A 15,145-nucleotide genomic window follows, 5' to 3' on the forward strand; every position below is an offset into this window, starting at 1 on the left:
AAACTGCGCGCCATGCTAACGATAAAACGAATTACCGACCGCAGCTCCCCGTATTTTGAAAGCGTGGACGAGCTGTATGAAAGCGCCTTTCCGCGCCATGAAAAACGCCAGCCCGCCGCAAAAATTAGCGCACTTGCCAACCCAAACTACAGCTTGCAGGCCTGGTTCGATGGCGAGCAGTTTGTCGGCATGATCGGCGCGTGGGATTTTGGCGACTATGCCTATATTGAGCACCTCGCCGTGAACGGTCAGCTGCGTGCGCAGGGCTACGGCAAGCGAATGCTGAGCCAGTTTTTGCAGCTCTACCCGCAAACAATTCTTGAAATCGATCCGCTCACCACCGAGATCGCCCATAAGCGGCTGCGTTTTTACCAAAGCCTCGGTTTCTGCGAAAACGACTATGTACATTACCATCCGACTTACCATGCGGACATCCCCGATCATCAGCTGATTGTGTTGAGTTATCCACAGTCCATCGATGACGTTCAGTATGGCCGCTTTTTTGACGAGCTCTGCCGCGTCGTGATGGAACGCCCGCTTTAAGAAACGTTTTAAGGTGCCCGGCAGGCAGTGACCGCCGGGCGCTAATCTATTTTTTTACCAGGACTTGATGGATGGATATCACCACGCTGTTTCTTTACGTCATCGCCGTTAGCGCGGTCATGGTGACGCCCGGCCCGTCGATGCTTTTAGCGCTCAACAACGGAGCCACCTACGGGATGCGCATTGCGGGCTACGGTTTTCTTGGCGCCGTACTGGCTGACCTGCTGCTGATTGGCGCGGTAGGCTGTGGTCTGGGCGCGTTGTTGCAGGCTTCCGAGCAGCTGTTTGCGGTAGTGAAATGGGGTGGCGCACTTTACCTGGTCTATCTGGCTTACGTGCTGTGGCGAGCACCCGCTAAGGCGCTAAGCGTGAGCGCTTCGGCGGCAGTGGCCACGGGCAAAACGGCGTTTCTGCGATCGCTGATGGTCGGCTTATCCAACCCCAAAGGGCTGCTGTTCTTCTCGGCATTTTTACCGCAGTTCATCCGCCCGCAGGAGCCGGTGGCGATGCAGTACATGATTCTGGCGCTGGTCAGCGCGATTATTGACTGCATCATGATGACGATTTACGCCTGGGGTGGCCGCCACGCGATGCGTAAATTCTCCGCCAACGTGATGCGCTGGGTTAACCGCAGCTGTGCGGGTATGCTCGCCGTGCTGGCGGTGGGCGTGGCGCTGTATCGACGCAGTAATTTGACCTGAGAAAAGTCAGAGGAAATTGAGCGCTGGCCGGGGAGAAAACAGGCCAGCGCTGGCGTCTTAGCTTTCCTGCTCTTCGGCGAGTTCGCGAAGATAAGAGAAGATCTGACGATAGGACTTAGGCGGCTTATTGGCCGCTTTTTCTTTTTGCGCGTTACGGATTAACACGCGCAGCTGCTGGCGGTCAGCCTGCGGATAAAGTCTCAGCACTTCGCTCATCGCGTCATCGCCTTCTTCAACCAGGCGGTCACGCAGGGCTTCCAGCTTGTGGAACAGCGAAACCTGCTGGTTGTGGCGGTTCTTCAGCTTGTCGAGCGCCTGACGGATTGGATCCATGTCGCGGGAACGCATCATCTTGCCGATCAGCTGCACCTGGCGGCGGCGGCCTTCTTTCTTGATGCGCTGCGCCAGCTCAATGGCGGCACGTAAATCATCGTCGAGCGGGATTTTTTCCAGGGCATTTTTGCCCAGTTCCATCAGCTCAACGCCCAGGCGTTTTAGCTCTTCGGCGTCGCGCTTAATCTCACTTTTACTGACCCAGATAATTTCATCATCTTCGTCTTCATTTTCATCATCGGGCACGTCGTCGAGCCAGTCTTCGGGCTGCTTGGTCATATTAGGCTCCTTAAAAAGTTGACGCGGATATTACCAGCAATGGGCCTGCACTGCGAAATTGTTCTGATCCTGTTAGACTTGAACGACTCACCTTACATTATGGCAGTAGCGATGAAAGTAAACACGCAAGTAGCACAACAACGTCAGGTTCTGGAGCAGGCGGTTTCACAGGCGCTGGAGCTGGCAAAGGGCAAGTCAGACGGCGCGGAAGTGGCGGTCAGTAAAACCACCGGTATCAGCGTCAGCACCCGCTACGGTGAGGTGGAGAACGTCGAATTTAACAGCGATGGCGCGCTAGGCATCACCGTTTATCATCAAAATCGCAAAGGCAGCGCTTCGTCCACGGATCTGAGCCCGAATGCTATTGCCCGTACCGTGCAGGCCGCGCTGGACATCGCCCGCTATACCTCGCCGGACCCTTATGCTGGCGTGGCGGATAAAGAACTGCTGGCCTTTGACGCACCCGATCTGGATCTCTTCCACCCAGCGGAAATTGACCCGGAGCGCGCCATTGAGCTTGCCGCGCGAGCGGAAAACGCGTCCCTGAACGTGGACAAACGCATTACCAATACCGAAGGCGGCAGCTTTAACAGCCATTACGGCATCAAAGTTTTCGGCAACAGCCACGGCATGCTGCAGAGCTACTGCTCCACCCGTCACTCCCTTTCGAGCTGCGTAATTGCCGAAGAAAACGGTGATATGGAGCGCGATTACGCCTACACCATCGGTCGCGCGATGGAAGACCTGAAATCACCCGAGTGGGTAGGTGCCGACTGCGCGCGCCGCACGCTGTCTCGCCTGTCTCCGCGTAAACTTTCTACCATGAAAGCGCCGGTGATTTTCGCTAATGAAGTGGCAACCGGGCTGTTTGGTCACCTGGTTGGCGCGATTGCGGGCGGCGCTGTGTACCGCAAATCAACTTTCCTGCTGGATTCTCTCGGCAAGCAAATCCTGCCGGACTGGCTGACCATTGAAGAGCATCCGCACCTGCTGAAAGGCCTGGCCTCCACGCCGTTCGACAGCGAAGGTGTGCGCACTGAACGCCGCGACATCATCAAGGATGGCGTGCTGCAGCAGTGGCTGCTGACCAACTATTCCGCACGTAAGCTGGGGCTGAAAAGCACCGGCCACGCGGGCGGTATCCACAACTGGCGCATCGCCGGCCAGGGCCTGGGCTTTGAGGAAATGCTGAAACAGATGGGCACCGGGCTGGTGGTGACCGAGCTGATGGGGCAGGGCGTGAGCGGCATTACCGGCGACTATTCTCGCGGTGCGGCGGGCTTCTGGGTTGAGAACGGTGAGATCCAGTATCCGGTGAGCGAAATCACCATCGCCGGTAACCTGAAGGACATGTGGCGCGAGATAGTTACTATTGGCAACGATATAGAAACACGTAGCAACATTCAGTGTGGTTCAGTCTTACTTCCGGAGATGAAGATAGCCGGTCAGTAAAGCAATGTGGTGCGCCCTGCCGCGCCCGTTTCTCATATAAAAAAGATAAAGGAAAGGTGAGTAAATGCGTAAGCAACTGATTGCAATGTTAGCCGTATCATCCGTGTTACTGTCCGGCGCTGCGTTTGCCAAAGATGTCGGTGACGACATGGACATTATCGCGAAAAACTACAAGACCGTGCTGAGCACCAAAGACGCCGCCGAGCTGAAAACTTCACTGGGCAATATGCGTGAAGCGGCTCTGGATGCGCAGAAAGGCACCCCGCCTAAGCTGGAAAATGAAGCGGCCGACAGCGCCAACATGAAAGAGTACCGCCACGGGTTTGATATTCTCGTGGGCCAGATTGACGGTGCGCTGAAGCTGGCCAACGAAGGCAAAGTGACAGAAGCTCAGGCTGCTGCCGCTGACTTCAAAACCACTCGCGATACCTACCACAAGAAGTTTCGCTAAGATTTAAAAACGGGCGGGTTATTCCCGCCCGCTCTCTTTACCGCAGTGCTCTCACCGCGCGTTCCAGCGCATCAATATCGTTATTGCTCAACAGGGGCCGAATAGCCTGAAAATGCTCGTCGCTTAGCTGGTAAATGTGCAGCTTTAGCAGCCGCTCAATCATCTCGGGTTCGAAACGCAGGGCGATCGGTTTAGCCGGGTTGCCGCCGACGACGCTGTAAGGCGCGGCGTCTTTCGTCACCACGCTGCCAGCGGCAATAATCGCGCCTTCACTGATGGTCACGCCGGGCATAATTATCGCCCTCATGCCTATCCAGCAGCCGTTTCCGAGCGTCGTGTCGCCTTTGGCGCGGTAGGCGTCTTTGATGGTCTCGATAAAGGGGTAAAGGGAAAACCAGTCGCTGCGGTGCGTGTGGTTGCCGCCCATCAGGATCACCGCCTCGGCGGCAATACAGACGTAATCACCTATCCACAGTTGGTCAAGTTCGCCAATCGGTTCCCACTCCCGACTTACCGCGTCGCCCTGCAGGTAGCGCACCACGCTGCGCTCAAAACCGCTATCCCAGCAGTCGCTGTAATAACTGTGCTGGCCTTTGATATGAATATTGGGGTTGGTCACCGTTTCGTGCAGGTACTCGACCTGAGACCAGTGCTTTTCAGTCTTTGACATGTTTTTTCTCACAACAAAAGTGTACCCACGGAACAAGGTTCCGTTTCAAATTGCAGACGGGAATGTGTGAGCGCGCTAAGCGATGCGCGGCTGTTTTAGCAGAGGATTGTTGAGTATGGCGGCGAGCAGCATGACGTTAAAACCTGTATTTAAGACTCGCCAACCTTAACACCACGCGCCGCAGAGTAAACTTTTTTCCTTCCTTGTTCGTCATAAGCAACGCCAATGATGGCGGTAAAACGGTCCTTTCATCACACTTTCAAACAAAAAACGCCGCTGGAAAAACGACGTTTTATCACCCGGTTATGTGAGCTAATTCACGGTAAGCCAGCGGAAAAGCGCCATTCCGGCTCTTTATGTGGAACAGATCACTATTGCCGCCGCGATTTCCACTTCGAAGTGGAAAACAACTCGCTACAAACCTTTCCCCCCGCCAGGTAGCTTAAAAAACAGATTAGTTAACGAGGTACCCAGGGTGAATAACGGAGCGGTAATGGTTAATGAAGCCGAGGAGTTAACGGCGCGTATTCAGGATTTTATTGACGCGCTGTTCAAAAGTAAGCACATCACGCCTAACGCGGTACAGGAACAAATGCTGGCCTCTCACGTGAAGGCGATGATTCATCGCTCTCTGACCGGAGAGCCGTTACCAGAAGTGGAAGAGAGCTTGTTCGAGGAGATCTCCGCGGAGTCGATGGAAATGGCGCAGGCGGTGGTCGATCAGTTCGGGAATCTGCCGGTAGAAGAAGCGTGGTTGCTGTCAGTGCATTTCGAAGTGGCGAAAGACAATCTTTGAATAATCAGGAGAAAACAATGGAACAAATTACCGTAGTCATTGGTGACCGTCTGGGCAAAGGCCAGAAAGTTGCAGCAGGGATCGAAAAAGCGGGCGGTCGCGCCGTGGTTATTCCAGGCGTCGCCGCCGACATGAAGCTGGGCGACGTGATGAAAGCAGAAAACGCCACCTTTGGTATCTCCTTCTGCGGCAGCGGCGGCGCGGGCGCCATTACTGCACAAACCAAACACGGCTACAAAGCTAAGTACGGCATGCGCTCCGTTGATGAAGGCGTGACGGCGATTAACGAAGGCAACAACGTGCTTGGCTTTGGCTTTATGGACAAAGAAGAGCTGGGTGAGCGCCTGGTACAGGCGTGGAACAAGAAGTACGGCAGTTAAGTATGAAAGAAAAATTCGCTACCACGGTGCGAGTTAGCGGGCGCGGCGATACTAAAGCCAAAGCCTTTTCCGACGCCCTGAATCACGTTCAGGGCACGGTGCTGAAATCCACCAACCACATTCTTTTGCGCATTGAGCCACAGGACGTGCAGGTTGTTCAGGCGCAGGTCAGGGTGCGCAAAGAAGCTTTTCTGTTCTTCTTCCTGCGCCGGGAAAGGCGGAGCTACAGCGTGGAGCTGGATGTTTCCGTCAACGTGACGGCTCTTAACCTCGATGAGGTGGATTTCGTCTCTAATTAATTCAAACATTTATACCCAATTAGCTGGTGTTGTAGCAAGGCAGCAAGGGAAGGCAGTCCGATGAGCTTACTTGGGTAAGTGATTCGGGTGACTGAGCGCAGCTAACGCGGCTACAGCGACAGATAAGCAGGGTAGAAAAGGGCAGATACATGTTCTTAATCATATTATTCAAATCACTCATTATCGGCGGCCTCGTCGGTGTGGGCGTTGGTGCCGGGGCCGCGCGTATGTTCCATGCGCCAACCTCTCAGGGCATGGGCGCATTTCGTACACTCGGCGAGCTGAACTCCTGCGAAGGGGACCCGGCTTCTCACTTCTCCTTTGGGCTTGGCTTCTTCTTTAACGCCTGGGCATCTTCCGTCGCGGCGGGGGCATTCACCCAGGACGTTGACCACCGCATCATCCCTAACTGGGGCGCGGCGGCATTGATGGTGAAGAACCGTAACGTGGCGGAAACCCTCCACGACCCGAAAAAAATGGCTATCGCCTGCGGCATCATCGGCATGATCGTGGTGGCGTTCCTGAACTCTACGGCCTCTGCGGTGCCAGCGGCACTTCAGGTCACGGCAGTCAAAGTGCTGGTGCCTGCGGCTAACCTGCTGGTGAACACCGTGATGCCGGTGATTTTCTGGCTGGCGGCTATCGACGCGGGTAAAAAATCCGGATTCTGGGCAACCATTTTTGGCGGCGCAGCGCAGTTGATCATGGGCAACGCCGTTCCTGGGCTGGTGCTCGGCATCCTGATCGGTAAAGGTGTTGAAGAAAGCGGCTGGCACCGCGTCACCAAAGTGATGATGACGGCTATCGTGGCCCTGTTTGTGCTGAGTGCCTTCTTCCGCGGGTTCGACATGAAGATGATTGAGTCTTTCCACATGACCGTGCCGAACTGGCTGGATCTGCTGCATAACTCGCTGAGCGGCAAATAAGGGGATAACGCATGGAACAGAATAAAGGCTTTTGGTACGCGGACTGGTCATTCCCGATCTTTGTCGGCCTGCTCTCCTCCGGCGTGTTTGCCGGGACACACATGTACTACCTGTACGGCATCGGCGCGTTTAACGAAGTCGCCTTCGTGGCGATGCTGAAGTCCGGGATTGATACCGGCGTTTACGGCGCGGTGGCGGCTTTCGGCGCCAGCTTCCTGTTTGCCCGCATCATCGAAGGCTCTCTGGTCGGGATCCTGGATATCGGTGGGGCGATTCAAACCGGCGTAGGCCTTGGCGTTCCGGCGCTGCTGCTGGGCGCGGGCTTTGTCTTCCCGGTGGCAAACTTTGCGGCGTCATTGGTGACCGGCCTGGTGATTGGTTTGGCCATTGGCTACATCATCATTCTGGCGCGTAAGTTCACCATCAATCAGAGCGACTCCACCTACGGGGCGGACGTCATGATGGGCGCGGGTAACGCTTCCGGCCGCTTCCTTGGGCCGTTGATTATCCTCAGCGCCATGACGGCTTCGATTCCTATCGGCATCGGCTCGTTGATCGGTTCTCTGCTGTTTTACCTCTGGGGCAAACCGATCACCGGCGGGGCGATCCTGGGCGCAATGATTTTAGGCTCCATTTTCCCGGTAGCGTTGTAAGCAGTATTTCCAGGGCGGACGGGCTGCGGCTCATCCGCCAGTTAAGGAGAAAGATATGTTTGACCTGATCCTGCGCCAGGCGCGGCTGGTGGACGATACCGTGATCGATATCGCCCTGAAGGACGGCAAAATTGCCGCCTTAGGCAAGATAACCGGCGAGGCAACTGAAGAGCGCCAGCTGAACGGCGAATACTACGTCAGCGCCGGCTGGATTGACTCCCACGTTCACTGTTATCCCAAGTCCCCGATTTACCACGACGAACCTGACAGCGTAGGGATTCATACCGGCGTGACCACGGTTGTTGACGCTGGCAGTACCGGCGCCGATGACGTCGACGATTTCTATCAAATCACCCGCAGCGCAGCGACGGAAGTTTATGCGCTGCTGAACATCTCCCGCGTGGGTCTGATTGCCCAGAACGAGCTGTCCAATATGGCGAATATTGACGCTGACGCCGTACGCGGCGCGGTGAAGCGCCACCCGGACTTTATCGTGGGCTTAAAGGCGCGTATGAGCAGCAGCGTGGTGGGTGACAACGGCATTACGCCGCTGGTGCGCGCCAAGGCTATCCAGAAAGAAAATGGTGATTTGCCGCTGATGGTGCACATCGGCAACAACCCGCCGGACCTCGATGAAGTTGCCGAGCTGCTGACCAGCGGCGATATCATCACCCACTGCTACAACGGCAAGCCGAACCGCATTCTCAATCCTGCCGGGCAACTGAGAGCCTCCGTGGCGCAGGCTATTCAGCGCGGCGTGCGTCTGGATGTCGGGCACGGCACCGCCAGTTTTAGTTTTGACGTGGCGCGTGTCGCTATTCAACAGGGCATTCTGCCGCACAGCATCAGCTCGGATATCTACTGCCGCAACCGCATCAGCGGCCCGGTGCATTCACTCGGCGCAGTGATGTCGAAATTCCTCTCCATTGGCCTGTCATTGCCTCAGGTGATCGATTGCGTGACCGCTCACGCTGCCGATGGATTACGTCTGAAAAATAAAGGTCGTCTGGCCGTGGGGCTGGATGGCGATCTGACCGTCTTTGAGCTGCGCCGCCAGCCAACGGTATTTACCGACGCAGAGCAGCAAACGCTGACGGGTGACCAGGCGCTGGTGGCGCTGGCCGCAGTGCGCGCCGGGAAATGGTTTACTACCGAACAAGGGAAAGCTGAACATGTCTTCGATCTATGAAAAATACAATTTAAAACAGGTGATTAACGCATCTGGCCGCATGACTGCCCTCGGTGTGTCTACGCCTCGCCCGGAAGTGGTGGACGCGGTCACCACCGGCATGAATCACTACTTCGAAATGAAAGATCTGGTGAACAAGACCGGCGCCTACATTGCCGGACTGCTCGACGTTGAAGCGGCGACCGTGGTGTCCTGCGCTTCTGCCGGTATTGCCCAGTCCGTAGCTGCGGTGCTGGTCAAAGACAATCAATGGCTGATCGAAAACTTGCATGCGGCCCCGCTGGAGAACAACGAGATTGTGCTGCCGAAGGGCCACAACGTTAACTTTGGCGCGCCGGTCGGCACGATGGTGAACCTGGGCGGCGGCAAAATCGTTGAGGCGGGCTACGCCAACGAATGTTCAGCGGATCAGCTGGCTGCGGCTATTTCTCCCCGCACGGCGGCCATTCTGTATATCAAATCCCACCATTCGGTGCAGAAAAGCATGCTCAGCGTTGAGCAGGCCGTTGTCGTGGCGCGTAAGCACAACCTGCCGCTGATTGTTGACGCTGCGGCGGAAGAAGATTTGCAGTGCTACTACCGCGCCGGGGCTGACCTGGTGATTTACAGCGGGGCGAAAGCTATTGAAGGCCCAACCAGCGGGCTGGTTATAGGCAAAGAGCAGTACGTCGAGTGGGTTAAGCTGCAAACTGGCGGCATCGGGCGCGCGATGAAAGTCGGCAAAGAAGGCATTCTCGGCCTGACCTGCGCGATTGAACATTACCTGAGCGCGGCCAAAGAGAGCGGGGCCGAAATGGTCGCCAAAATGACGCCGTTTATCGACAGCCTGAACACGCTGAACGGCGTTACCGCTCGCGTGGTGTGGGACGCCGCTGGCCGCGATATCGCCCGCAGCGAAATCAAGTTCGATGAAGCGACCGTCGGCATCAGCACCGGCGAGCTGGTCAGCAAGCTGAAGCAGGGCGAATACGCCATCTACTTCCGTGGCTACAAGGCCAACGAAGGCATTATTGAAGCGGATGTGCGCAGCGTAAGCGCGGCACAGCTGGAGATTATTTACCGCTGCATCAAAACGCTGGTAAACAAGGAGAAATAAGCATGAAACTGACCCCGAATTTTTACCGTGACCGTGTGTGCCTGAACGTCCTTGCGGGCTCTAAAGAAAACGCCAAAGAGATTTACGAGGCGGCGGAAGGTCACGTGCTGGTCGGCGTGTTATCTAAAAACTACCCGGATGTAGCAAGTGCGGTCGCCGATATGCGTGATTACGCGGCGCTCATCGACAACGCGCTCTCCGTTGGCCTCGGCGCAGGCGATCCGAATCAATCTGCCATGGTGAGTGAAATCTCCGGCCAGATACAGCCCCAGCACGTCAACCAGGTGTTTACCGGCGTGGGCACCAGCCGCGCGCTGTTGGGCCAGAACGAGAGCGTGGTCAATGGCCTGGTTTCACCGACCGGCACCGTCGGGATGGTAAAAATCTCCACCGGCCCGTTAAGCTCTGGCGCGGCAGACGGCATCGTGCCTGTCGAAACGGCCATTGCGCTGCTGAAGGATATGGGCGGCAGCTCAATCAAATATTTCCCGATGGGCGGGCTGGACTGTCGCGAAGAGTATCAGGCGGTTGTCGAAGCCTGTGCGAAGCATGACTTCTGGCTCGAGCCAACCGGCGGTATCGATCTTGAGAACTACGAGGAGATCCTGAAGATTGCGCTGGATGCTGGCGTCAGCAAAGTGATCCCGCATATTTACAGCTCGATTATCGACAAGGCCAGCGGCAATACGCGCCCGGCGGATGTTGCCACGCTGTTGGCGATGACGAAGAAGCTGGTGGGGTAAAGCGCTCGCTGTTTCCCCTCACCCCGGCCCTCTCCCCAAAGGGGCGAGGGGGAAAGGAACGATAGATGTGATTACGAAAGATTCCCTCTCCCTTTTAGGGAGAGAGTTAGGGTGAGGGTATAATCCTCATCAACCACACTTCGAGGACAAACGCATGTCTGCACGCACTCTGCTTGTTGCTTCATTTGCCTTACTCGCCGCTGGCAACAGCGCGGCGCAAAGTCATTACGCCTGGGTTGGCACCTACAACCCGAACGGCGAAGGGCTTTATCGCTTCCAGGTTGACGCCAAAACCGGCGCGCTTAGCGAGAAAACGCTGGTCAACTCATTGCCAAACGCCGCGCAGCTCACCGCGTCACCGGACGGTAAAACTTTGTACGTAGCCAGCGAAGCAGAGAAAGGCGTAGTGGCGGCATTGCGTGTCGGCGACGACGGAAGTGTGACCGAGCTGAATCAGGTTTCTTCCGGCGGCGCGGGCCCGGTCTACTTGTCCCTGACGCCGCAGGGCAAACACCTGTTGGTGGCTAACTATGTGAGTGGCTCAATCGCCGTATTGCCGATTAACGCAGACGGTAGCCTGCAGGAAGCCAGCGACAAGCATCAGGACAGCGGTGAGCCGGGGGCGGCAAAACCAGACGCTGCGGTGGAAGGTAGCTTTGCCGCCAGCGATCATAACGGCCCGCATGCCCATATGATTGCCGCCGATCCGAGCGGTAAGTTTGTCTTCTCTACCGATCTTGGTCTGGATCGGATCTATCAGTATCGCTTCGATCAAACCAAAGGCGTGCTGGAGCCAAACGATCCGCCGTTTATCGCCGCCTCCTCAAAAGGCGCAGGGCCACGCCACTTTGTCTTTGCCGCAGACGGTGCGAGCCTGTGGTTGATTAACGAAGAAGCTTCTACGCTTACCCATTACAAACTCGACCGTGAGAAAGGCACGCTGACCGAAGGAAAGACGATTTCTTCCCTGCCAAAAGGCTATAAGGGCACGAGCTTTGCGGCGGGCCTGGTGCTGAGCCACGACGGTAAGCAACTGTATGTGGCCAACCGCCTGCATAACAGCATCGCTCATTTCAGCGTGGGCGCTAACGGCGAGCTTACTCATCAGGACGATATCTGGACCCGAGGCGACTATCCACGCGGCCTGACGCTGGACAGCACCGGCAAACATCTTTATGCCCTGAACCAGCGTAGCGACAACATCACTCGCTTTAGCGTGGCTTCGGGCAGCGGTAAATTAACCTTTATCGACGATTATACGGCTGTGGGAAGCCCGTCACAGATGGTCTTCACCCCGTTTAAGTAACGCAGGACGGGGCGCTTAAACGCCCCGATAACCAAAGGAAGCGGTAGTGAGATTCCCCAATCAACGGCTGGCTCAGCTTTTTGAGATGCTGCAAAACGAAACGCTGCCCCAGGATGAACTGGCGCGGCGTTTGTCCGTTTCTACTCGTACGGTTCGGGCCGATATTACGGCGCTTAATGCGCTGATGTCAGGCTTCGGGGCTCAGTTTACGCTTACCCGCGGTGCGGGCTATCAACTGAATATCGAGGATACTGAGCGTTACGGCGAGCTGGTGCAGCATCGTCCGCGCCAGCTTCGTATTCCTCGCACTTCGCCAGAACGCGTGCATTACCTTGTGGTGCGTTTTTTGACGGCGGCGTTTTCACTGAAGCTGGAAGATCTGGCCGAAGAGTGGTTTGTCAGCCGGGCCACGCTGCAAAGCGATATGGCCGAAGTGCGGGAGTGGTTTAACCGCTATCATCTGACCATTGAGACACGTCCGCGCCACGGTATGAAGCTGTTCGGCAGCGAGACGGCTATCCGCGCCTGCCTGACTGACCTGCTGTGGCAGTTAACCTTAGAGGACAGCGATAATCCGTTATTGACGGAAGAAGCGCTGAACGCGGGTGTCCCGGAGTTGCTCGCCGGTTCGCTGCACGATTGTTTTACCCGCTGCCACATCCGCCTGACCGATGAAGGCGAGCAGTTTATTCGCCTCTATTGTTCGGTGGCGGTTCGCCGCATCAGTGAAGGTTATCCGCTACCGGAATTTATGGCGGATAACGTTGATGTCCAGGTGAAAGAGGCGGCCAGACAGATCGCCGCTCTTCTTCAGCAGCTGGCGGGTAAACCGCTTTCCGAAGCTGAAGAGCAGTGGCTGCAGGTGCATATCGCCTCGCGGCAGGTGCAGGAAGTGGCGCCGAGCGCGATCAGCGCCGACGATGACGAGGCGCTGGTTAACTATATCCTGCGCTACATCAACACCCACTATAACTACAATCTTCTTAGCGACGAGCAGCTGCACGCCGATCTGCTTACCCACATCAAGACGATGATCACCCGGGTGCGCTACCAGATAAACATCCCGAATCCACTGCTGGCTAACATCAAACAGCATTACCCGCTGGCTTACGACATGACGCTGGCGGCGGTCTCAAGCTGGGGAAAATATACCCCTTACGCCATCAGCGAAAACGAAATTGGTTTTCTGGTGTTGCACATCGGGGTAGGCCTGGAACGTCATTACAACATTGGCTACCAGCGTCATCCTCGCGTGCTGATGGTTTGCGATACGGGGAATTCCACGGTGCGTATGCTGCAGGCCATGCTGCTGCGTAAATATCCCCAGGTGGAAGTGACCAACATAATCTCTCTGCGCGACTACGAGCAGCTTGAAACCGTGGATGAGGACTTTGTGATCAGCACGGCGCGCATAAATGAGAAAGAAAAGCCGGTGGTGGTGATGGCGCCGTTCCCGACGGATTATCAGCTCGAGCAGCTTGGTAAGCTGGTGCTGGTGGACAGAACAAGGCCTTACATGCTGGAGAAATTCTTCGATGCCAGCCATTTCCGCATTATCGATCAACCTATGACTCAGCAGCAGCTGTTCCTGACGCTCTGCGAGCAGCTGGAGCGGGAAGGCGTGGTTGATGCAGATTTTCATCCGTCGGTGGTGGAGCGCGAGGCCATTGTCAGCACGATGCTGGGCGAGGGCATTGCGCTGCCGCACTCGCTGGGCCTGTTGGCGAAAAAAACGGTGGTTTACACCGTGCTGGCGCCGCACGGTATTAGCTGGGGCGATGAGACTGCGCACGTGATCTTCCTGCTGGCGATTAGCAAAAGCGAATACGAAGAGGCGATGGCGATTTACGACCTGTTTGTGACGTTCCTGCGTGAGCGAGCGATGGTTCGGCTTCGCGAGAGTAAGAATTTTGACAGTTTTAAAGCGGTGGCGATGGAGTGCCTGAGTAAGCTGTAATCGCTGTTGACCTTCACCCGGTCCTCTCCCTGGAAGGGATAGGGGGAGTTCAGTGGCCACAGTTACTTCGCCGGGATGAAAACTGGCGTAAATTTAATCGACGGATTGGTGTTATCCCCTCTCCCCTGTGGGGAGAGGGTTAGGGTGAGGGGCCGTTATTTCAGGATCGTGAACGCGGTGGTGACGTGCTTCACGCCGCTAACCCGGCTGGCAATATCCGCCGCGGCTTTACCTTCACGTTCGGTCACCAGGCCAAGCAGGAATACTTCGCCATTCTCCGTAGTGACTTTCACGTTAGACGATTTCACCTGGTCGCTGGTGAGCAACTGAGAGCGAACTTTTGTGGTGATCCACGTATCGCTCGATGCGACACCCAGGCCGACCGGAGCCATAATTCGAATCTCGTTATAGACTTCGGTTGCGCCGTCTACACCCAACGCAATTTGCTTCGCACGAGAGGCGAGGTCTGGGTTAGGAGACTGACCAGCCAGCAGCACTTTGCCCTGGTAAGCCGTCACGTTAATGCGTGCTTCTTTCTTGATTTGCTCATCCTTGTTGAGCGCGCTGTTCACGCGTAATTCAAGCGTGCCGTCATCAACCTGAGTCCCAACGGTGCGTGGGTCTGTCGCAGTTTTTGTCGCCACGGCGGCGCTTCCCACAACAACGGCACCGACGCAGCCCTGCAGCAACAGCGCGGAAATAAGAACTGCGACTGGCGTAATGGCCTTCATGTTCATTCCTTCTCCTTTCTCAAAATTAGCTATTAGCCATCCTGGTGAGGAAATAGCGTATTGTCGATCAGATCGCATAAACAGTTTACCGTCAGCATATGCATCTCCTGGATGCGGGCGCTGCGATGAGAAGGGATTCGGATTTCAACATCCTGTGGCCCCAACAGTCCTGCCAGTTCGCCGCCGTCATATCCCGTCAGCGCGACGATGGTCATGTCGCGGGTGACAGCGGCCTCAACCGCTTTGACAATATCACGGCTATTGCCTCGGGTGGAAATCGCCAGCAAAACGTCCCCGGCGTGGCCCAGCGCACGAACCTGCTTGGCATAAACTTCTTCATGCAGACGGTCGTTAGCGATCGCGGTTAAGACCACATTATCTGCATTAAGTGCAATGGCTGGTAAACTAGGGCGCTCTGTTTCAAAACGGTTGATCATGCTGGCAGCAAAATGCTGTGCGTTGGCGGCGGAGGTACCATTGCCACAACAGAGGATTTTGTTGCCGTTCAGCAAAGACTGAACCAGCGTCATCGCGGCACGGGAGATGGCGTCCGGCAGGGCTTCCGCTGCGGCAATCTGAGTTTGAATACTTTCCGTGAAGCAGACTTTGATTCTTTCGAGCACGTTGATTCTACCTGGAG

The 15,145-nt window shown here is 56.0% G+C and carries 18 protein-coding genes; 14 read left to right on the plus strand and 4 right to left on the minus strand.

The window, feature by feature from the left end; translation table 11 throughout:
- Positions 1 to 12 precede the first annotated feature (12 nt).
- Both LH86_RS07200 and LH86_RS07205 read left to right on the plus strand, forming a co-directional pair.
- On the plus strand, positions 13 to 543 hold the full coding sequence (locus LH86_RS07200; protein WP_039299698.1) for a GNAT family N-acetyltransferase: 531 nt from the start codon (positions 13 to 15) through the stop codon (positions 541 to 543).
- 71 nt (positions 544 to 614) lie between these two features.
- Positions 615 to 1,244: a LysE family translocator gene (locus LH86_RS07205; RefSeq protein WP_008453726.1), complete on the plus strand. Its 630-nt coding sequence runs from the start codon at positions 615 to 617 to the stop codon at positions 1,242 to 1,244.
- Between the two features lie 57 nt (positions 1,245 to 1,301).
- Here the strand turns inward: LH86_RS07205 and yjgA are convergent, their stop codons facing one another.
- Positions 1,302 to 1,856, minus strand: a complete 555-nt coding sequence (gene yjgA / locus LH86_RS07210; RefSeq protein ID WP_008453724.1) for a ribosome biogenesis factor YjgA — start codon at positions 1,854 to 1,856, stop codon at positions 1,302 to 1,304.
- Between the two features lie 99 nt (positions 1,857 to 1,955).
- On the opposite strand from yjgA, the gene pmbA reads away from it, so the two are divergent.
- Entirely contained in the window at positions 1,956 to 3,308 is a 1,353-nt protein-coding gene (gene pmbA / locus LH86_RS07215) for a metalloprotease PmbA (RefSeq protein WP_039305980.1), read from the plus strand.
- A gap of 64 nt (positions 3,309 to 3,372) precedes the next feature.
- Positions 3,373 to 3,759 carry a cytochrome b562 gene (gene cybC / locus LH86_RS07220; protein ID WP_008453720.1) on the plus strand — a complete coding sequence of 129 codons (387 nt, stop codon included), beginning with the start codon at positions 3,373 to 3,375 and terminating at the stop codon, positions 3,757 to 3,759.
- Positions 3,760 to 3,796: 37 nt separating this feature from the next.
- Here cybC and LH86_RS07225 read toward each other — a convergent pair whose 3' ends face one another.
- On the minus strand, positions 3,797 to 4,429 hold the full coding sequence (locus LH86_RS07225; protein WP_039299700.1) for a CatB-related O-acetyltransferase: 633 nt from the start codon (positions 4,427 to 4,429) through the stop codon (positions 3,797 to 3,799).
- A 475-nt stretch (positions 4,430 to 4,904) separates the two neighbouring features.
- Here LH86_RS07225 and LH86_RS07230 point away from each other — a divergent pair, with 475 nt between their 5' ends.
- From LH86_RS07230 to LH86_RS07275, 10 genes are all read left to right on the plus strand, one after another.
- Positions 4,905 to 5,225, plus strand: coding sequence for a glycine dehydrogenase (locus LH86_RS07230; protein WP_419656866.1), 321 nt, complete (start codon positions 4,905 to 4,907; stop codon positions 5,223 to 5,225).
- 17 nt (positions 5,226 to 5,242) lie between these two features.
- Positions 5,243 to 5,605 carry an SFCGS family glycine-rich protein gene (locus tag LH86_RS07235; RefSeq protein WP_008453696.1) on the plus strand — a complete coding sequence of 121 codons (363 nt, stop codon included), beginning with the start codon at positions 5,243 to 5,245 and terminating at the stop codon, positions 5,603 to 5,605.
- 2 nt (positions 5,606 to 5,607) lie between these two features.
- On the plus strand, positions 5,608 to 5,904 hold the full coding sequence (locus tag LH86_RS07240; protein WP_039289594.1) for a DUF4312 family protein: 297 nt from the start codon (positions 5,608 to 5,610) through the stop codon (positions 5,902 to 5,904).
- A gap of 149 nt (positions 5,905 to 6,053) precedes the next feature.
- Entirely contained in the window at positions 6,054 to 6,830 is a 777-nt protein-coding gene (locus tag LH86_RS07245) for a DUF4311 domain-containing protein (RefSeq protein ID WP_008453692.1), read from the plus strand.
- Between the two features lie 11 nt (positions 6,831 to 6,841).
- Positions 6,842 to 7,483, plus strand: coding sequence for a DUF4310 family protein (locus tag LH86_RS07250; protein ID WP_008453690.1), 642 nt, complete (start codon positions 6,842 to 6,844; stop codon positions 7,481 to 7,483).
- Positions 7,484 to 7,538: 55 nt separating this feature from the next.
- Positions 7,539 to 8,672, plus strand: a complete 1,134-nt coding sequence (locus LH86_RS07255; protein WP_039299706.1) for an amidohydrolase/deacetylase family metallohydrolase — start codon at positions 7,539 to 7,541, stop codon at positions 8,670 to 8,672.
- Positions 8,656 to 9,768 (plus strand): DgaE family pyridoxal phosphate-dependent ammonia lyase, encoded by a 1,113-nt coding sequence (locus LH86_RS07260; RefSeq protein ID WP_039299709.1) that lies wholly within the window; start codon positions 8,656 to 8,658, stop codon positions 9,766 to 9,768. Before LH86_RS07255 ends, LH86_RS07260 begins: the two co-directional genes overlap by 17 nt.
- Positions 9,769 to 9,770: 2 nt before the next feature.
- The gene (dagF, locus tag LH86_RS07265) at positions 9,771 to 10,511 is read left to right on the plus strand and encodes a 2-dehydro-3-deoxy-phosphogluconate aldolase (RefSeq protein WP_039299712.1); all 741 of its coding nucleotides are present in this window, start codon (positions 9,771 to 9,773) and stop codon (positions 10,509 to 10,511) included.
- A gap of 154 nt (positions 10,512 to 10,665) precedes the next feature.
- Positions 10,666 to 11,817 (plus strand): lactonase family protein, encoded by a 1,152-nt coding sequence (locus LH86_RS07270; protein ID WP_039299713.1) that lies wholly within the window; start codon positions 10,666 to 10,668, stop codon positions 11,815 to 11,817.
- 46 nt (positions 11,818 to 11,863) lie between these two features.
- Complete coding sequence (locus LH86_RS07275; protein WP_039299715.1) at positions 11,864 to 13,774, plus strand: BglG family transcription antiterminator; 1,911 nt, start codon at positions 11,864 to 11,866, stop codon at positions 13,772 to 13,774.
- 155 nt (positions 13,775 to 13,929) lie between these two features.
- On the opposite strand, the gene dolP is transcribed toward LH86_RS07275, so the two are convergent.
- Together dolP and diaA are read right to left on the minus strand one after the other, a co-directional pair.
- On the minus strand, positions 13,930 to 14,505 hold the full coding sequence (gene dolP / locus LH86_RS07280) for a division/outer membrane stress-associated lipid-binding lipoprotein (protein WP_008453679.1): 576 nt from the start codon (positions 14,503 to 14,505) through the stop codon (positions 13,930 to 13,932).
- 32 nt (positions 14,506 to 14,537) lie between these two features.
- Positions 14,538 to 15,128: a DnaA initiator-associating protein DiaA gene (diaA, locus tag LH86_RS07285; protein WP_008453676.1), complete on the minus strand. Its 591-nt coding sequence runs from the start codon at positions 15,126 to 15,128 to the stop codon at positions 14,538 to 14,540.
- Positions 15,129 to 15,145 lie beyond the last annotated feature (17 nt).

The organism is Cedecea neteri (genome assembly GCF_000758325.1).
Lineage (GTDB): Bacteria > Pseudomonadota > Gammaproteobacteria > Enterobacterales > Enterobacteriaceae > Cedecea > Cedecea neteri_B.